Annotated in this window: 20 protein-coding genes and 1 pseudogene; 18 read left to right on the top strand and 3 right to left on the bottom strand. The window is 42.8% G+C overall.

Annotation, left to right across the window (positions count from 1 at the left end; translation table 11 throughout):
- The first annotated feature begins 2 nt into the window (after positions 1-2).
- The 15 genes and pseudogenes from dnaG to M1D90_RS08355 all read left to right on the top strand — a co-directional run bounded on the left by dnaG (position 3) and on the right by M1D90_RS08355 (position 13,714).
- Complete coding sequence (dnaG, locus tag M1D90_RS08285) at positions 3-1,826, top strand: DNA primase (RefSeq protein ID WP_023855237.1); 1,824 nt, start codon at positions 3-5, stop codon at positions 1,824-1,826.
- A gap of 206 nt (positions 1,827-2,032) precedes the next feature.
- Entirely contained in the window at positions 2,033-3,154 is a 1,122-nt protein-coding gene (rpoD, locus tag M1D90_RS08290) for an RNA polymerase sigma factor RpoD (protein ID WP_020452234.1), read from the top strand.
- A 355-nt stretch (positions 3,155-3,509) separates the two neighbouring features.
- On the top strand, positions 3,510-3,869 hold the full coding sequence (gene cccA, locus M1D90_RS08295; RefSeq protein ID WP_020452233.1) for a cytochrome c550: 360 nt from the start codon (positions 3,510-3,512) through the stop codon (positions 3,867-3,869).
- Between the two features lie 358 nt (positions 3,870-4,227).
- Positions 4,228-4,662 carry a YwqH-like family protein gene (locus tag M1D90_RS08300; protein ID WP_456283340.1) on the top strand — a complete coding sequence of 145 codons (435 nt, stop codon included), beginning with the start codon at positions 4,228-4,230 and terminating at the stop codon, positions 4,660-4,662.
- Entirely contained in the window at positions 4,662-4,925 is a 264-nt protein-coding gene (locus M1D90_RS08305; protein WP_025811144.1) for a YwqI/YxiC family protein, read from the top strand. The genes M1D90_RS08300 and M1D90_RS08305 overlap by 1 nt, the downstream gene beginning before the upstream one ends.
- Before the next feature lie 25 nt (positions 4,926-4,950).
- On the top strand, positions 4,951-6,963 hold the full coding sequence (locus M1D90_RS08310; RefSeq protein ID WP_456283342.1) for a ribonuclease YeeF family protein: 2,013 nt from the start codon (positions 4,951-4,953) through the stop codon (positions 6,961-6,963).
- 16 nt (positions 6,964-6,979) lie between these two features.
- Positions 6,980-7,495, top strand: coding sequence for an Imm6 family immunity protein (locus tag M1D90_RS08315; protein ID WP_023855234.1), 516 nt, complete (start codon positions 6,980-6,982; stop codon positions 7,493-7,495).
- Positions 7,496-7,507: 12 nt separating this feature from the next.
- Positions 7,508-7,911, top strand: a pseudogene (locus M1D90_RS08320) (hypothetical protein).
- A gap of 365 nt (positions 7,912-8,276) precedes the next feature.
- Complete coding sequence (locus M1D90_RS08325; RefSeq protein ID WP_023855233.1) at positions 8,277-8,780, top strand: hypothetical protein; 504 nt, start codon at positions 8,277-8,279, stop codon at positions 8,778-8,780.
- Positions 8,781-9,099: 319 nt separating this feature from the next.
- A complete protein-coding gene (locus tag M1D90_RS08330; protein ID WP_328038218.1) occupies positions 9,100-9,612 on the top strand; it encodes an Imm6 family immunity protein in 513 nt (170 codons plus the stop codon).
- A gap of 149 nt (positions 9,613-9,761) precedes the next feature.
- A complete protein-coding gene (locus M1D90_RS08335; RefSeq protein WP_230631855.1) occupies positions 9,762-10,421 on the top strand; it encodes a hypothetical protein in 660 nt (219 codons plus the stop codon).
- A 197-nt stretch (positions 10,422-10,618) separates the two neighbouring features.
- On the top strand, positions 10,619-10,843 hold the full coding sequence (locus M1D90_RS08340) for a hypothetical protein (RefSeq protein ID WP_020452227.1): 225 nt from the start codon (positions 10,619-10,621) through the stop codon (positions 10,841-10,843).
- 224 nt (positions 10,844-11,067) lie between these two features.
- Positions 11,068-11,793 (top strand): endonuclease V, encoded by a 726-nt coding sequence (locus M1D90_RS08345; RefSeq protein ID WP_456283344.1) that lies wholly within the window; start codon positions 11,068-11,070, stop codon positions 11,791-11,793.
- A gap of 155 nt (positions 11,794-11,948) precedes the next feature.
- Entirely contained in the window at positions 11,949-12,596 is a 648-nt protein-coding gene (locus M1D90_RS08350) for a tRNA (adenine(22)-N(1))-methyltransferase (RefSeq protein ID WP_031304752.1), read from the top strand.
- Positions 12,593-13,714 (top strand): Nif3-like dinuclear metal center hexameric protein, encoded by a 1,122-nt coding sequence (locus M1D90_RS08355; protein ID WP_020452224.1) that lies wholly within the window; start codon positions 12,593-12,595, stop codon positions 13,712-13,714. Before M1D90_RS08350 ends, M1D90_RS08355 begins: the two co-directional genes overlap by 4 nt.
- Before the next feature lie 26 nt (positions 13,715-13,740).
- Here M1D90_RS08355 and M1D90_RS08360 read toward each other — a convergent pair whose 3' ends face one another.
- Together M1D90_RS08360 and vrrA are read right to left on the bottom strand one after the other, a co-directional pair.
- A complete protein-coding gene (locus tag M1D90_RS08360) occupies positions 13,741-14,685 on the bottom strand; it encodes a 4-hydroxy-3-methylbut-2-enyl diphosphate reductase (protein ID WP_023855228.1) in 945 nt (314 codons plus the stop codon).
- 120 nt (positions 14,686-14,805) lie between these two features.
- On the bottom strand, positions 14,806-15,456 hold the full coding sequence (gene vrrA, locus M1D90_RS08365; RefSeq protein WP_026579290.1) for a VrrA/YqfQ family protein: 651 nt from the start codon (positions 15,454-15,456) through the stop codon (positions 14,806-14,808).
- Between the two features lie 255 nt (positions 15,457-15,711).
- Here vrrA and M1D90_RS08370 point away from each other — a divergent pair, with 255 nt between their 5' ends.
- On the top strand, positions 15,712-17,031 hold the full coding sequence (locus M1D90_RS08370; RefSeq protein WP_456283346.1) for a DEAD/DEAH box helicase: 1,320 nt from the start codon (positions 15,712-15,714) through the stop codon (positions 17,029-17,031).
- A gap of 11 nt (positions 17,032-17,042) precedes the next feature.
- Positions 17,043-17,936 (top strand): deoxyribonuclease IV, encoded by an 894-nt coding sequence (locus M1D90_RS08375; protein WP_020452220.1) that lies wholly within the window; start codon positions 17,043-17,045, stop codon positions 17,934-17,936.
- Positions 17,937-17,965: 29 nt separating this feature from the next.
- Here the strand turns inward: M1D90_RS08375 and M1D90_RS08380 are convergent, their stop codons facing one another.
- A complete protein-coding gene (locus M1D90_RS08380; RefSeq protein WP_023855226.1) occupies positions 17,966-18,220 on the bottom strand; it encodes a DUF2624 domain-containing protein in 255 nt (84 codons plus the stop codon).
- 126 nt (positions 18,221-18,346) lie between these two features.
- On the opposite strand from M1D90_RS08380, the gene M1D90_RS08385 reads away from it, so the two are divergent.
- A complete protein-coding gene (locus tag M1D90_RS08385; RefSeq protein ID WP_026579292.1) occupies positions 18,347-19,231 on the top strand; it encodes a YitT family protein in 885 nt (294 codons plus the stop codon).
- Positions 19,232-19,295: the final 64 nt, after the last annotated feature.

Consider the following 19,295-nt stretch of genomic DNA (forward strand, 5'->3'; position numbering starts at 1 on the left):
ACATGGGCAATCGTATACCAGACGAAATTGTAGAACAGGTGCAAAAATCAGCTGATATCGTAGAAGTTATCGGAGAGTACGTCCAGTTGAGAAAACAGGGGCGTAATTATTTTGGGCTTTGTCCTTTTCATGGTGAGAATACGCCATCTTTTTCCGTTTCCGGAGAAAAACAGATTTTTCATTGTTTTGGCTGCGGAGCGGGAGGGAATGTTTTTTCATTTTTAAGACAAATGGAAGGTTATTCATTTACGGAGGCCGTCTCTCACCTGGCGGACAAATATCAAATAGATCTGCCGGAGCAGGTAGCGGCTGTATCAGCATACAGCACAGGCAGTTCGGATGAACAGAAAATGGCGGAAGCTCATGATCTGTTAAAGAAATTTTATCATCATTTGCTGGTCAATACAAAGGAAGGCCAGGAAGCGCTCGATTATTTGCTCGAAAGAGGCTTTGAGATGGAGCAGATCGAGCAGTTTGAAATCGGATGCGCCCTTGATTCATGGGATTTCATCACAAAGTTTTTGGAACGGAGAGGTTTTGATCTTGCGCTGATGGAAAGAGCTGGACTCATCATCAGACGCGAGAACGGTGACGGCTATTTTGACCGTTTCAGAAACAGGATTATGTTTCCGATTCATGATCATCACGGCGCAACGGTCGCTTTTTCCGGAAGGACGTTCACCGGGGAGCAGCCAAAATATATGAACAGCCCGGAAACGCCGCTTTTTCGAAAAAGCAAGCTTCTCTATCATTTCCATCAGGCCCGCCTTCACATTCGAAAAGAAGAGAGGGCCGTCCTTTTTGAAGGATTTGCCGACGTCATCTCAGCCGTCAGTTCCGGTGTGAAAGAATCGATCGCCACGATGGGCACATCGCTGACAGAAGAGCATGCGAAAATCATCAGGCGAAATGTCGGAGAGGTCATACTGTGCTATGACTCGGATCATGCAGGTTATGAAGCCACGCTGAAAGCGGCGGAGATTCTTCAGAAAAAAGGCTGCGACGTCAAGGTGGCCATGATACCTGACGGGCTGGATCCCGATGACTACATCAAAAAATTCGGAAGCGAGAAATTTAAGAATGATGTAATAGGGGCCAGCGTTACGATGATGACGTTTAAAATGAACTATTTCCGCAAGGGCAGAAACCTGTCTGATGAAGGAGACCGTTTAGCCTATATCAACGATGTACTGAAGGAAGTCAGCCTTCTCAGCGGACCTTTGGAACAGGAAATATACGTCAAACAGCTGGCAAATGAATTTTCAATCTCATTTGAATCCTTGAAGGATCAGCTTTCCGTATTTGAAAAGCAGGCTGTAAGCCGCAGCAGGGAAAGCAGCCGTCAGGACTCAAAAGAGCGGCAGGCGGCCGTTTCGCGCGCCCCGCGGAGAAAGACGGGTCTTCGGCCGGCTCATGAGAACGCGGAGCGGATGCTCCTGGCTCACATGATTCATGACCGGGACGTCATTCGAAAGGTTTTAGACCGGGTGGGCTTTGAATTCAACCTTGATCAGCACCGCGCGATTGCCGCTTATTTGTACGCCATGTATGAAGAAGGAGCGGACATTTCCATCCAGGAGCTCTTTAAGAGAGTTGAGGATCAGGAACTCGGTCAGCTTCTGACAGATATCTTAATGCTTCAGGTGAACGAAGAATTAAGTGAAGCGGAATTATCTGATTATGTAAAAAAAGTGTTGAATTATCGAAATTGGTCAATGATAAAAGAAAAAGAAGCTGCAAGGGCGGAAGCCGAGAGGCAAAAAGACTTCATCAAAGCGGCAACTTTGGCACAGGAAATTGTTAAGCTGAACCGTTCGCTGAAATAAACCGTTATATATAATAGGAAAAGCTTTTGGCAATGAATCCTAACGGAGGAGCAAAAGCTGCTTGTCCTAATCATATATTGTCAATTTATGATTTGCTTTCCCGTGAAGCCCTAGATGAGAGAGAAGGCTTTATTCGTGAAATAGGAACAAAAAAAGCGGGATGCTTTTAGAATTCGTCTGTAAGTTTTGGAAGGAGGGATCCATGAATGGCTGATAAACAAGCACACGAGACCGAAACTGAATTCACATTTGAACAGGTGAGGGATCAATTAACAGAAGCCGGAAAAAAGCGCGGAGTGCTCACATATGAAGAAATTGCAGAGCGCATGTCCAGCTTCGAGATCGAATCAGACCAAATGGATGAGTATTATGAATTTTTAGGAGAACAAGGCGTTGAATTAATTAGCGAGAACGAAGAAAATGAGGATCCTAATATTCAACAGCTGGCCAAGGCCGAAGAAGAATTTGACCTTAACGATTTAAGCGTGCCTCCGGGCGTTAAGATAAACGACCCTGTCCGCATGTATCTGAAAGAAATCGGACGGGTAAACCTTTTGTCTGCAAAAGAAGAAATCGAATACGCGAAAAAAATCGAAGAAGGCGACGAAGAGTCGAAGCGCCGTCTGGCTGAAGCCAACTTGAGACTTGTCGTCAGCATCGCAAAACGGTATGTCGGCCGCGGAATGCTTTTCCTTGACCTTATTCAGGAAGGAAACATGGGCCTGATGAAGGCGGTAGAAAAGTTTGACTACCGCAAAGGATACAAATTCAGCACATACGCGACATGGTGGATCAGACAGGCGATTACAAGAGCGATTGCCGACCAGGCGAGAACGATCAGGATTCCTGTTCATATGGTTGAAACCATCAACAAACTGATTCGTGTTCAAAGGCAGCTCCTTCAGGATCTCGGCCGCGAGCCAACGCCTGAAGAGATTGCGGAAGATATGGATCTGACGCCTGAAAAAGTCCGTGAAATTCTAAAGATCGCCCAGGAACCGGTTTCACTCGAGACTCCGATCGGTGAAGAGGACGATTCACATCTGGGAGACTTCATTGAGGATCAGGAAGCGACTTCTCCGTCAGATCATGCAGCATATGAATTGCTGAAAGAACAGCTTGAAGATGTACTGGATACATTGACAGACCGTGAAGAAAATGTGCTCCGCCTTCGCTTCGGCCTTGATGATGGTCGTACAAGAACATTAGAAGAAGTTGGTAAGGTATTTGGGGTAACAAGAGAACGAATTCGTCAAATAGAAGCTAAAGCACTTCGTAAATTAAGACATCCAAGCAGAAGCAAACGCTTGAAAGATTTTCTCGAATAAACTTGAACGGGTCAGGAGATCCGTTCTTTTTTTTACGACAGAATGAAAGCGCTATTATTGGTAACCCGATTATATTTTACTTAATTTCTTTCGAATTTGCAAATATCCAAAAGTGCATTTTGAGTCATTATAACCTTGAGATCGAAGGAAAAGCCCTTTATAATTATTGTTGTAACCGTATTCAAAAACTGGTCTTTAAATGGAAAATGAACAATTGCTTCATCATCCGTTATTTTGTCTAAAATGTGAACTTCATCAGCTTTTGTTTCATAATTGGTTTACTTTTTGTAAAATTAAAGTAGAATTAGAATTGTTTACATAAGGGGCAGGGGTAAATTAAAAAGGGGGATGTAAAATGAACCGCAATCCATTGATACCATTTTTATTAATCGCCATTATGGGCATAGGACTGGTTTTTATCTTATCCATAAAAGGCCTTTATGACGAAAAAGAAATTGCAGGCGAAGGGAATAAAACAGCTCAAGAAGACAAAGCGGATGCCTCGCCTGAAGAAATTTACAAAGCGAACTGTGTAACCTGCCACGGCGAGAATTATGAAGGTGTATCAGGACCTAAACTGAAGGGCGTCGGGGACCGGATGGATACAGGTGCGATTAAAGAAAAGATTGAAAAAGGCGGTAACGGAATGCCGGGAGGACTGGTTCCGGCGGAAAAGCTTGATGATATGGCAAAATGGGTGTCGGAGATTAAATAGGTTAAAACCGTTTCATCACCAAAAGGATTCGCAATGAAAGCTTTGATAAGAGCTTTTGTGCGAATCCTTTTTCTGTTTTCGGTAAATGGGTGATCTTGCTTGACGAGGAGTCACCTCGAAAGGGTGATTTGAACTGTTTCAGCATCCGTGATTTCGTCCTTTATGACGGTGCGGCGTCTATCGGTAATAGGTCTTTATTACTTTTTCTGAAGACTGCACTCATCTTTGCAAGGGAAAAAATAAGCATTCCACCCTATTTAAGTAAGATTGCATCTATTTTACTATTATATAAATGGAGAAAATGCAGCGGATGCACTGGTGACATCCGTCTATTTGAGTATTTCTTGAGGTGAATCATATGAGTCATGAGAGCACATTGAATCATATCCACAGCACGATTAACCAAAAGCTGGCTGATGTAGAAAGCCGGATTGAACGAGTCAAAACAGCCAAAAAGGAGATTGAGAAAGAACACGAAACCGGGATAGTCGAGATCAGACAAATCTTGCACCCTCACCTGAACAGCCACTGGACGGGGGACTTCGCCAATGATTTTGATGACGAACGGGATGAAGCTCATACATCAATGTACAACATCGTGAACGGAAAGTACGAAGGCTATATTTCACAGCTGGAGAGAAAAATTTTCGCGCTGGAAATTGAAAAACACAGCCTTGAATTGGCGGGAGCGGCAGCTAAAGAGGCGGATCATTTGCTTTCTCTCGGAGAAAAAGCGATTGATCAGTTGAGCGATAAACTCCGCTCAATCAAAAACAGTTGGAGCTGGTTTTAATGACGACAATCAAGCTGAAACATGAAGCGGTCATCAAAAAGCTGGAGGCCGTAAGAGAGGCGCTCGATGCCCTAGACCTGCCAAATCCTCCGAAAGCTGCGGGGAAAAATAAATTGACATATGTGACAAAGTGCCACGAACGCGAGCAGAACATACATCAGATGGTGGCCGATTACAAAAAAGCCGTACACAAAAACATAAAGGATACGAAGGAAAATGTCGATTTGCTGAAAGAGCAGGACAAAGCAATCGCCAGAAAATAGCCCTTAGGTTAGAGAGGACAATTCAATGAAAGTATTTGAAGCGCATTCTTTAATTGAAGCAGCGAATAACCGCAAGAAACAATACGAAACCTTTGAGGATCAACTGCAAACGCTCAAAAAAGCGTTTCTCGGAGTCGCCGATTTAGGTGATGATTTTCAGGGGAAAGGTGCGGACAACATTAAAGACTTCTATAAGGGACAGGCAGAGATTGTAGACAGTTGGTTAAAGCTTGTTGAAGCGCAGATTGCTTTTTTTAAAGGTGTATCAGGTGATATAAAGGACAAAAAGCTGTCCGATTCTTATGTGGAAATCTCTTTTTTGGATCATGAACTGAAAAACGCTGATTTGAAAGCGACGGAAATCGTCTCGGGGCTCAAGTTGGAAATGGATAAAATCATCGCGAGTATCAGCGATATCGTTGACTTGGACAATTGGACGCTCGATGACTATATTGATAAAATGTCTAAAGCGCAAACAACTCGGCAAAACACCATCGACGCCGTTAATCAGCTGGATGAATCGCTCAAGACCGAATACACAAACTTACAAGCGCTCGACAGCGCCGTGCTCGGCAAATATTCCGGGCTAATGGAAGCTACAAGCCACGGAAAAACCGCCTCGCCGATGTATTTTAGCTTGAAATCGTTCCACTCAAGCGAGATCTATAAAAATACGATAGACGTCGAAAATCAAGCCGCCAATTATATTGAATTCAAAAATGAACAGGCAGAAGCGCGCAGGCTTCAGGAAAAACAAGAAGAAGAAGCGAACAAGCCTTGGTATTTAAAAGCGCTCGACGCAGCCGGAACATTTGTCGGAGAAGTCAGCGGGTATTATGATTATAAGAGAGCCGCTGACGGCGTCGACCCGGTCACAGGAGAAAAGCTGACAGACGGCCAGCGTGTCGCCGCCGGAGCAATGGCGGCAGCAGGATTTATTCCGATCGTAGGGTGGGCAGGCCGAGCCTTCAAAGGCGGCAAAGCCATTTATAAAACAGGAAAAGGACTCATCGCCGCTGAACACGCGCTTGACGCTTACAAAGCCTCAAAAACGTTGAACGTCTTGAAAATGACGGAAATGGGCGCCTACGGCCTTGTCGCTTCAAATGGGTTCTCAGAAGCCGTCACGGGCAAGGACATGTTTGGAAACAAAGTTTCTGAGGAGAGGCGGAAACAAGGCCTGATCGAAGCAGCCTTGAGTCTCGTCGGTGCAGGTGCTGTCGCAAAAACGGCAAACCACGGCGCTCAAACATTGGCCAAAACGGCCGGCAAAAACATTCCGCTCGCGAAATCGCCAAAAGCGGCGCTGGTACAAAAAGGAAACAACATCCTTGAAAAGGTGAAATCCTTCCAAGTTCCGACAAACGTCCGCGTCTACGTCGAACAGCCGGCCTCCACAACAGGCCACCGCATCGGCACCCCAATTGTCCGCGTGAATGTTGAGAAAACGCCGGTGAAAGAGCTTGGGATTGTGAAGATGGTGAGTGGTGGGGGGAACGTCAGTAAGGGAGCCAATAGGATTGGGAGTAAAATAGATGTTGGAAAAGCTGATTTAGATGTTCTACGCCAAAAATGGAATGTTCCTAAAACTGACACTGTTGCGGTTGGAAAGACAGATGTGGAAGGTTTGGAAAATTTAGTGTTTGAGGGTGGATCGCCTAAAGTCAGAAAAGAAGCCGGGCTTCCTGATTTAGACTCAGTAATGCCAGATAGACCTATCAAATCTCCAGGAAAAATCGCAAGTGCAACAAGACATGCTGAAGAAGGCGTGTTAAATGACTTTATAAGCAAAGTAGAAGCTTTAGGAAAAAATCCTGCTGAAATAACAGGAACATTAAAAATTCACCAATCTAATCCTAAAGGGGTTTGTCCAACCTGTATTCAAGGGCTAAATAATCCGAATGTGCCAGCTGGAGTATTTAAGCAGTTTAGTGAGATGTTTCCTAATCTGACGATAGAAGTAACTTCTGAGACTATTCAAGGAATCAAGCCGAACGGAAGATTGAATTTAGTTATTAAAAATGGTGAATATATTTAATTGAGGAGTGTAGTAGATGTTTCAAGAATGGGAAGAATTGAATGATGATTTAAAATCTGCATATTATTTAGGACTTTGTGAAGCGATAGTTCCTACATTAAAACAATCAAATGATTTCAATTATATAAAAGAAGCACTAGATGCCTGCTGGAAGTGGCTTGAACACAAGAATATAGAAGCAGACGATCTTTATACTTACCTGGAAAATTTAGATGACACAGGGATTTTAACTTTAATGCAGCTTGAATCAAATGAAGATGCTCTAGATGCTTGGATATGTATTGCTGATGCAATATCTTATACAATTTACAAAGCATATAAATATCAGAAAGATGAGTATTTACCTGAAACCATCGAATCTATTGATTCTTACGAGTTATTTGAGGAATTTCACAGTCACTTTAGTTTATTATCTAAAAATCCAGGCCAAAAAGAAAAAGCCTTTTTGAAATTTTTGAAAAAAGACAGTAAGGAGAAAGTTTCCAGGAAGAGCGTTCAAGATTTTTTACTTAATATTGAGGCTGCCAAATAAGGTGGTATTAATATGATCACGTATAATGGACCGGTTGAAGAACCAATTGAAAATCCGAATGATGATTTTATAAGAAGTATTGTATTTGAAAAAGGCGAGGATTATTGGAAGCAAGGAAGCGGGGATTCATGTCTTGAAGTAGAGGGCTGTGATGAATGGTTAATTTTCTTCTATGATGAACCATATGGTTTCTTTATAATGAGACATCCAGACTACCTAGTTCCAATGAATAAAAATGTTGAAATAGAAACGGTGGAACATTTAGTAGGTGGGGAGCCAATGAAGGTTCCGTCTTGCAGTTATGTGGATCGTGTTTAGCTTACCGGATAATTAATGAGTTTATTAGAACTAAATCAATGCCGACTTTTATAGAATGGGTAGATTTGTATGAAATAGACTTTGACCATGGATTTTGATTAAGAAAACAGTAATTCCTATTTTCGAAAGGCTTTATTGTACGGGTTATGACGGGACGTAAAATATGTTTTATAGAAACCTTGATTGGCAATAGCTTTCAAGGTTTCTTAATGTGAATGGTTGAAAAAAGAAATAAAATTATTCATATTTCAATTTGTCATACATAAAAGACAAGAAGACGAGCATGATGATTGCTCCAAGCAGGAGAGCTTGTGGACACTGTCCTTTGTATTTTAGTGTCGGCAGTTTGAACTGGACCTCCGTCAGTCATCTAATGCAAATAGTTAAGTACTGACACATAGCTCCCTATTTGGAACAGAGGCGGTGGAACAACTGAAGAATTATGGGAAAGGTGGTTATCTAAATGGATTTTGGTAAGAACACTCCATTAGTCGAAGAAGTAATAAGCTTTATTCGTAATAACAAGATGTTTTTCAGTAAGAACTTTAATGTACCTAATTTGCAAGTAATCAATAGTTTTAGTGATGCGCAAAATTTTGCTTGGTCACAAGATTTAAATGAAGTTGATACAGTGTGGGAGAATGTTAAGTCATTAGGAACTGAAAATATTGTAGAAAAGATATACGATTTAGACTTAGCTACTCAGCAGGATGAATTATACGAGTATTTCGGTGACTATGAAAATTACTCTGAAAATTTTCTTCCGTTTGATTATGTAGATATTCATGAGGAGATTGAAGGAGACCTCACAATGTGTGCTTTAAATCGGTTGGTCAATGGAAAAACAAATAATTTTTATGAAAAGGTTTTTGAGATATATAAAGAAGGCGGATGGCCTTGCGGTTGGAAGGGAACATATCCTAAAGGGGAATTTATTGTCTTTGTCCCATCTAGTAGCAACGAATAAGAAAAAATAAATATAATCAATTTCAAGTCTTGATTAGCTGTATGCTTTTCAAGATTTTTTACTTAATAGTTAGAATAGAAATAAGAAAGCTGAATATCCAAGCTACGGATTGGACACTCGACGATGATATTAATAAAATATCAAATCGCAAAAAACGGCAAAACACCATCGTGAATACGCGCTTGACCCCTACAAAGCCTCAAAAACGTTGAAAGTCTTTGTAACATCGGAAGGAAATTGATGAAAGCATTAAGGTAAACTGTGACTTAATCTAAAGATTAAAAATGAAAAGGATATTGATTAGTTGGAGGTTAAAATGATGACTGATACAAACTTCGATCGTTTCACAGAAGACGATAAAGTAATATTATTTCTTGGGCTTTCAGAAAAAGTTTCGTCGGTATTTTCCCGAAAGGAAGACCAAATGTTTGCCCAGGAAATTCTAGAAAAATGTTGGGAGTGGATAAACGATAAAAATGATATTGGGGATATTCTTTATGATTTATTGGATAATGAGAAAAATGGTATAACTATAATTCAAGAGATGTCAGATAATGAAATAGATGTCGCAGCTTGGAACTGTATGATTGATGCAGTTGCATACACTAGTAAAAAAGCATTTGAACGAGAAGGGGTTAAATATTACCCAGAACCAATTACTTTAGTTGATGACACATTAGTGGATCATTTTATTGACTGTTTTGAAAAATGTATAGAAGATGCAGATAATTATATTCAGAAAATAAATTCTTTGCTGGACGATTACATAAATGGAGATATTGCGAGTGATTTGAGGAAAAAGATATTAAAGGAATTACAAATACAAAATTAACTACAGCTCTCCTATTTTATTAACCTTAGTGAATTAGAACTTATCAAATTAGAAAAGGATGTTTAAAGTTTAGAGTTACAGGAAATCCCTGAGCAGAAATACAAGATATAGCAGAAAACAAATCAACAGTTTATAATAGAAAATCAGGAGTGAACGATTTGTCTAATTCCATAAAATCATTAGAACCTATAAATATACCGTGCGGCTGGTTCGTTAAATATCATGATTTAACCGTCACACAAGAAACAGTTGAACCAAATACCAAATTAATAGAATTAGAAAAACAAAGATATCATGCTGCGGTCAAAATCATTAAAGGCCATGATGATTATCTTATACATATTTGTGACAATCATGGAGAAACGATTGACACAATCAATGTTGAAGATCGCCGGCAGTTAGTGGACGAATTGGAACGGATCATTTGGAAAATAGAAGCGGCGGCATTTGGAGGGAACATTTTTATTTTTGAAGGCCCTCCTGACTATTTACGTCTGAGAGTTCCTCAAGGATGGACTGTCTCTTATAATAAACTAATTGATATCGATCCAGATCAGTTAGAGGAAGACAGTGATGACTGGTTCAACTTTACGTCATCATTATTGCAGTTGGAGCATAAAGAAAGCCGCTTGACTTTAGATGTCGGCTGGTACATAGATATTGATCCTTCAGGCACCTTTTATATGCTGTTAATAAAAAATCTAGACTGGGAAAACCCGTTAGAAGACATGGAAACGAGAAGGCCGGAAAAATTAGTGGACCACATCGAAGCCACACTTCAAAAAGCAGCCGAACATAAATATAAATAGCCAGCCGATGATTTGTTAGATTTTAGTCAAAAAAAGTTGTATTCCATATACCCAGAGCCAGCATCTTATGAAGAATATGTACCGAATCATTGGATCGGAATTTATGAGGACTTTACAAATCTAGTTCCTACAAATCAAAAGTATTGGATCAATCATAAAGGGAAAAATTTATTTTCAAAAAGATAGGAGAGTGTCTTATGAATAGTAATGATACGGTAACCATGTTAAATGAGGAATTTGTGAATGATCAGACAGGTGAAAAGGTCGAAGGCATTACGATTATCATAGATGGACAATTTAAACAAGTTTTAGATATCATTAAAGCCAAAAGCGACAGTTATGAGAATTACACTGAAATCATACGGGACGCTGTTTTTGAGGGTGTAAACAGTATGACGATGAAGCTGAGAAATAAAGAATAATAATGAATGATTAGAAAATACTTCGATTTACAAAAAGACAAACAGAGCTCCCAATTTTTTGCTTGTTGAGGGGTTCTTTTTTATATGCTGCTCATTCTATAAGACATCTTGCTGTCCCGGCTTATCCCGGTATGAATCAATAACTTTGAATGAACTGAACAATTTAGATATGATCTGGCTAAAGGCGCTTAAAAAATGGGATGATAGAAAGTTGGTTTTTAAAGATGAACATCAACAACATACACGATTTTAATTTAAACCAAGAAAATGACTTCTTAACGATACAAACAAAACTAAAAAAACATATCAATCTAGTAAACTCCATCAGTAAAGACGCTCTGCAAACCTGTGCGGGGGTTGATTTAGCTTATTGGGAGGAAGATGGTGAAGCGTTTGGTGTCTGCAGTATCATCGTGCTGGATTTTCATACGAAGCGTGTCATTGAAAAAGTACATAGTGCAGGAAAAATCGCTGTGCCTTATATCGCGGGGTTTCTTGCTTTTAGGGAGCTGCCGCTTATTATTAAGGCGGCTAAGAAGCTGACGATTGAACCGGATGTTTTTTTATTTGACGGGAATGGCTATCTCCATTTTAACCATATGGGGATTGCGACACATGCGGCGTTTTTTCTCGAAAAGCCAACGATCGGCATTGCGAAAACTTACTTGAAAATAAAACAAACTGATTTTGTGATGCCTGATAATAATTTCGGTGCTTATACTGATATTGTAATTGATGGCGAAGTCTACGGACGTGCGGTGCGGACAAGGCAAGATGTCAAACCGATATTTCTATCATGCGGACATTTGATTGATTTAGACAGCAGTTATGACATCGCAATGAGCTTGGTCAATCGAGAAAGCAGGATGCCGATTCCGGTTCGGCTCGCGGATCTTGAGACTCATGCTTTACGTGCGTACTACAGAGAAAATCAAAAATTGATCGAGTAAAATGTTGATTTGCTGTTCCAGCTTGGAAACTAAAGCGATTTTTTATATGATAGTAAAGGAAAAATGAATCTAGAAAAGTTGTGATAATTGTGAATGAATTGAAGTTATCGAAAAGGCTGCAGACTGTGGCGAAATACATAACAAAAGGGGCGGTTGTGGCTGATATCGGGTCTGATCATGCGTATTTGCCTTGCTTTTGTGTGCTGAATCGACTGGCAAGTGCCGCGATCGCCGGAGAAATCACAGATGGTCCTTTTCTTTCTGCGAAGCAGCAGGTTGAGAAATTGCAATTAAGTCCGCTCATATCCGTAAGGAAAGGCGACGGGCTTGAAGTGATTGAAAAGGGCGAAGCTGATGTGATCACGATTGCCGGAATGGGAGGCTCGCTCATTGCTCACATTCTAAAAGCGGGCAAGGATAAGCTCTCAGGTAAGGAACGTTTGGTTTTACAGCCGAATATCCACGCTCACCATATTAGAGAATGGCTCTATCAGGAAGGCTATGCACTGATCAATGAAGAAATCCTTGAAGAAGACGGCAAGTACTATGAGGTTCTCGTCGCGGAAGCGGGCGATCGGGATGCGGCTTACGATGGGATTTCCTTTGCGGCAGGCATGCTTGTCGGCCCATTTTTGGCCAAACAAAAAAATGCTGTTTTTATCAAAAAATGGTCGCAAGAACTGAAACATACGGAAAACATCTATCAACAAATTGAAGCGGCTCTTCCGAGTGCAGAAAATCAACAAAAATTGCTTGAACTGTCAAAACGGATAGAGGTCTTAAAGGAGGTACTTAGAAGATGACAAAAACGATAAACGGGCATGAAATCATCCAATTGTTTGAACAATTTTCACCAAAGTCATACGCCGTTGAAGGCGATAAAATCGGCCTGCAAATCGGCACGCTGAACAAAACGGTGTCCAATGTCATGGTCACGCTAGATGTTCTCGAAGAAACGGTTGATGAAGCGATTGCAAAGAACGTTGACTTAATCATTGCGCACCATCCGCCTGTTTTCAGGCCGCTGAAACATGTCATCACAGACCAGCCCGGCGGAAGGCTGATCGAAAAGTGCATCAAGCATGATATCGCCGTTTATGCGGCTCATACAAATCTCGATGTTGCTGACGGCGGTGTCAACGACATGCTTGCGGAAGCGCTGGAATTAAAGAACACAAAAGTGCTCGTTCCAACCTACGAAGAGCCGCTGAAAAAACTCGCCGTCTATGTCCCGAAAGATTATGAAGAACAGGTGCGCGCAGCGCTTGGAGACGCCGGAGCCGGTCATATCGGCGCCTACAGCCACTGTGCGTTTTCTTCAGAAGGAGTCGGCAGCTTCAAGCCGCTGTCTGAAGCCGATCCTTTTATCGGCAAGCGGGGCGAGCTTGAACGGGTCGAAGAGGTAAGAATCGAGACCGTTTATCCGTCAGGTATTGAAAAATCCGTGATCAAAGCGATGAATGAGGCTCATCCGTATGAAGAAGTGGCCTTTGATATTTATCCCGTCGAGCAGAGTCCGCTTCGAAAAGGGCTGGGCCGTATCGGTGAATTGAATGAAGAGATGACACTCGAAGCATTTGCCCGTTATGTGAAAGAAAAGCTGGAGGCAAACGGAGCGCGGATGGTGGGCAAGTCTGATGCGAAAGTGAAGAAGGTCGCTGTATTAGGCGGCGACGGCAATAAATACATCCATCATGCAAAACGTATGGGCGCCGATGTATATGTAACAGGAGATCTTTATTTCCATACGGCGCACGATGCCATGATGATCGGGCTGAATGTGGTCGACCCTGGACATTATGCCGAACAAATCATGAAAAACGGAGTTGCGAAAAAGCTGACGGCGATGTGCCGAAAGAAAAAATACAATGTCGCCGTCTTTCCATCAGATACAAATACGAACCCGTTTACATTTTTATAAAAACAAAACCTGAAGCGATGGATGCTTCAGGTTTTTGCTTTTACTTTAGGCAAGATTTTTTGAAGAGGTACTTCGTGACTGATCTTCCATGTGGAAGGATCTTCACGATCGAATTGTTCTAAAAAGCGGATGACTTCTTTTGTAATCGGAGTCGGGGTCGATGCGCCGGCCGTTACAGCGACGGTTTCCACGCCGTCGAGCCATTCCAGCTTTAATTCGCTTAAATCGCCGATCCGGTATGCTTTCGTGCCTGCGATTTCCTCGGAGACCTGGGCGAGGCGATTCGAGTTATTGCTTTTCGGATCGCCGACAACGATTGTCAAGTCGGCTTTTTTCGCCTGTTCGGACACCGCTTCCTGACGCACCTGGGTGGCCAGACAAATCTCCTGGTGGAATTCAACATCCGGATATTTTTCTTTTACTTTTTCCATAATATCATGGACATCCCATTGGGACATCGTCGTTTGGTTCGTGACAATCAGTTTCTCCGCTTCAATGTCCAGCCTTTCCACGTCTTCTTCGGTTTCGACAAGATGAACGATATCCGGGGCGACACCGACCGCTCCTTCAGGCTCCGGGTGTCCTTTTTTTCCAATGTAGATGACGTGATAGCCTTCCGCTTTCATTTTTCGGATTAAATCGTGTGTTTTTGTCACATCAGGGCAGGTGGCGTCAATCGCGACAAGACCTTTATCCTCAGCTATTTTACGGACTTCGGGCGAAACGCCGTGAGCGGTGAAGATCACCGTTCCTTTGTCGACCTGATTCAAAATCTCAAGCCGGTTCGGACCGTCAAGCGTATAAATGCCCTCTTTTTCAAATGCGTCGGTGACATGTTTATTGTGAACGATCATTCCTAAAATATATATAGGTCTCGGCAGACTTTTATCGAGAGCCGCGTTTTTTGCGATGACCATGGCGTCGACGACACCGTAGCAATAGCCGCGCGGCGATATTTTAATTACGTTCATTCTTAGTCCTCCTATAAAGAAGTAAGAGCCGGGCATGATAAAAAGCCGTAAAAAACGGCTTATTTTTGCAGTCTCTATAGACCTCATTATATCTGATCCCGCAGGAGATATCAAAGAATGTTATACATACAGTTTAGGTTTTGATCCTCCGGTTTTTCTTTTTGCAGACGGAGGGGCTGAACGGCTCCGTTTTTTTCTGATTTCTTCGGCTTTGGATTTTTCGGGTGTTTTGGAAGACACTTTTATTTCTTCTTTCTTTTCGCCGCTCGTTTCGGTCTTGTTGTCCGGTTCGTCTTTTTGTTGTTCGCTGTCCTCCGCTTCAGTATCATCGGAATTCAGCTGTCTGAACATTTTCACCATGCCGGGGAGATTGCGGACGAGAGGTCCGTATTGCTGAATCATCGGCGTTACTTGCTGGGCTACACCGAGCGCTTTTTGAACATTGCCGAGCATGTTTGAAATGGTAGCCGGATTGGCAAGACCCTGAATGCCTCCAAGGCCGCTTCCGGTTCCGCCGAGGCCTGCTCCTGTTCCCCCGGACGCGGCAGATCCAGGAAGGATTTTCGAGAGCAAACCCTGAATCCCGCCGCCTCCTCGCGCCCCTGCTTGCTCCTGGGCGGCGCCCATCGGCTGAAACATTTGCTGCAGGCCGCGCTGCTGCGCTTGAGGGGGCTGCATTCTCATCCCCGGATGTCTCGGCATCAAGGCTCTGCCGGGCCTTTGCGGCATCTGCGGTCCTGGCTGATTTCTCATCGGCTGTTGCTGAAACATACTTGTACCTCCTTTCAAAATCCTTCTCTTGATAGGGTATGCACCAACGGTGGCAAAGTGCCTTTGCCGCCGGCCCGAATAGGGCGGGGGTGATGGTTTTTTTCCGCAGGATCAGTTATAATTTAATGATGGACATGATATCAGCCTTTTTTTAAGCAGTGCGGCATAAAAAAGGATACATAAGCGCACAATTCAGCCATATAGGATAAAGCTTGGAGCGTCGGAATAAAGGCTTTCCAAGAAGGAGTTGGGAAAATGAAACAAACGAAATTTGAAATGTACGATTTAAAGCCGTTTATTATAGAGGCTGTTCACGACTTGGGATTTTATGAGCCGACTGATATTCAGAAGCGGTTAATTCCTGCGGCGCTGAAAGGGGAGAGCGCGATCGGACAGTCGCAGACAGGTACGGGAAAAACGCATGCCTATCTGCTCCCGCTCTTAAGCAGGATCGATTTTGAAAAAGAGTTCGTTCAAGTCGTGATTACGGCTCCGACAAGGGAGCTCGCCAACCAGATTCATCAGGAAGTCCTGAAAATCACCAAGTTTTTAGGGCCTGATGAAGCGGTTCGTTCGAAATGTTTCATCGGCGGTACCGATAAACAAAAATCGATTGACAAATTAAGAACACAGCCCCATCTGGTGGTTGGTACGCCGGGGCGGATTGCAGATCTGATCAGGGAGCAGGCGCTCGATGTTCATAAAGCCGGTTCGCTCGTTATCGACGAGGCGGACTTAATGCTTGATATGGGATTTTTGGAAGATGTCGATTTTATCGGGTCGCATATGCCTGAAGGCTTGCAGATGCTCGTATTTTCCGCAACGATTCCAGAAAAATTAAAGCCTTTCCTGAAAAAGTATATGGCCAATCCGAGGTATGCGCATGTTGAGCCGAAGCACATCACGGCCGAAAAAATCGAACACGTGCTGATACCTTCCAGACACAGGGATAAAAATGAGCTGCTGCTCGAGGTTATGACCCATTTAAATCCGTATTTGGCGATTGTTTTTGCCAATACAAAAACAACGGCTGACGAAATCGCCGCATACCTGACGGACAAAGGGATGAAAGTCGGACTTCTTCACGGAGGGCTTACGCCGCGGGAACGAAAAAAAGTGATGAAGCAAATCGGCGATCTGGAATTCACCTATATCATAGCCACTGATTTGGCTGCAAGGGGAATCGATATTAAAGGCATCAGCCATGTCATTAACTATGAACTGCCAGACGATCTTGATTTTTACGTTCACCGCGTCGGCCGTACAGCGCGCGCCGGAACATCCGGAACAGCGATGACGTTTTATGATACCTCTGACGAAGATGCACTTGTGAAGCTTGAACAGATGGGAATCGTGTTTGAAAACATGAGGCTTGAAAAAGGCGAGTGGAAAAAGATCGATGACCGCAAGCGCCGTCAGAATCGAAAAAGAACGCCTGATGAAACGGATGAGGCCGCCAAGCGGCTTGTGAAAAAACCGAGAAAAGTCAAGCCGGGATATAAGAAGAAAATGCAGACGGAAATCAATAAAAGAAAAAGACAGCAAAAAAGAAAGCAATTTAGAAAAGGAAAGTAGGGGAAACAGTTTTGTTGAAAATCGGTTCACACGTCTCAATGAGCGGAAAACATATGCTGCTTGCGGCCAGTCAGGAGGCAAGCTCCTACGGCGCCAATACATTTATGATCTATACGGGAGCGCCGCAAAACACGCGCAGGAAAAAAATCGAGGATTTAAATATTGAAGCAGGAAGAGCCCATATGGAGGAGAACGGCATCTCTGATATCGTCGTTCATGCCCCGTATATTATCAATATCGGCAATACAACAAATCCGGCCACATTTGAGCTCGGTGTCGAGTTCCTGCGTTCTGAAATTGAAAGGACGTCGGCGATCGGCGCCAGACAAATCGTTCTTCACCCGGGAGCTCATGTAGGTGCAGGCGCAGAAGCGGGCATTCAAAAAATCATCGAAGGATTGAACGAGGTCATCGACCCGAATCAGAATGTGCAGATCGCTTTGGAAACGATGGCCGGCAAAGGTTCAGAATGCGGACGGACGTTTGAGGAGCTGGCACAGATCATCGACGGCGTTACACACAATGAACATTTATCCGTCTGCTTCGATACATGCCATACCCATGACGCGGGTTACGATGTCGTATCCGACTTTGACGGTGTCTTAAACGAATTCGATAAGATCGTCGGAATCGACCGTTTAAAAGTGCTTCATATTAATGACAGCAAGAATGTCAGAGGCGCGAGAAAGGACCGGCACGAAAACATCGGATTCGGAGAAATCGGTTTTGATGCGCTTCAATACATCGTCCACCACGATCAGCTGAAAGATATTCCGAAAATCCTTGAAACGCCTTATGTAGGAGAAGATAAAAAGAACAAAAAGCCGCCATACCGGTTTGAAATTGAAATGCTTAAAAATAAACAGTTTGATGAAGGGCTGCTGGAAAAAATCAAGCAGCAATAAAAAAAGGGGGGCGTATCAGCTCCCCTTTTTTATGATACGTATTGAGAAAATAGCTGGTTCAAGAGCTGCACCGCTTCTTTTGAAGTGACCGCTTCCACCTGCTTGAGCAGTTTATTGCGTTCTTCCTCATTAAAAATATTGATGTTTTTTCCTTTCACAAGCTTTTCCACTTCAAGCGCCTGTTTTCTTGTTACATGAATTCCGTATTGTTTAGCGTACTTCAGCACCTCGTCAGCCGTGACCTGATTTAAACGCTGCAGCACGATTTTTTGAAATAAAATCACGTCCATTCCTCCCCTCTGAACTAATGTATGGCGTAAAATTAAAAATGTGTCATTTTTTTATTTCAGTCTGTTAAATGATATGATGATAAGGGACAGTTTGGCCAGTTTGGAAAAAGGAGAGACAGAATGGCAAATACCATAAAACAGCATAAAAAAGAATCAGCGGTCAAAGTGGCGTTTCGGATCGTCATGATTCTCGTCGGGGCTGCCTGTGCAGCCGCCAGCATCGAATTATTTTTAGTGCCGAACAACATCATTGACGGGGGCATTATCGGCATTTCACTAATATTGGACTACATTTTTAAAGATACTCCGTATATCAACTTCGCACTGCTCGTCGTCGTTCTTAACATTCCGTTTATGTTTTCAGGCTACAAGCACATCGGAAAAACGTTCTTAATTTCAACCCTGATCGGAATCATCAGCTTATCAATTATTGAAACCTTGTTGCATCATGTAGAAGGGGTTACGACTCAGCCCGTTCTGGCAGCCGTATTCGGCGGTCTTCTGCTCGGATTCGGCGTAGGGCTTGTTATTCGTAACGGCGGTTCTATGGATGGAACTGAGATACTCGGCATTTTGCTTACGAAAAAGCTGCCATTTTCAGTCGGCGAATTTGTCATGTTCGTCAATGTCTTTATTTTTACGTGGGCAAGCTTTGTATTCGGCCTTGAGCAGGCTATGTTTTCGGTTATGACGTACTATATTGCGATGAAGACGATCGACGCCGTTATTCAAGGGCTTGATGAGACGAAAGCGGTCATCATCGTTTCAGATCAATACGAGGAGATTTCCGATGCGCTGCTGCATCGCCTCGGCCGGGGAACGACAAAGCTCAAAGGGAAAGGCGGCTATTCCGATGAGGATACAGAGGTGATTTATGCCGTTGTGACCAGGCTTGAAGTGACAAAGCTGAAATCGATTGTTTTCAATATTGATCACAATGCTTTTATAACGATTATGGACACGCACGAAACGCGTGGAGGAAAGTTCAAAAATGCCATCCATTAGGCTTTCATTTACTTTTTTTTAGTTTATATGTATAATTTAAAGATGAACTGGTCAATCGTGAAAA

This window comes from Bacillus sp. JZ34, assembly GCF_053903205.1.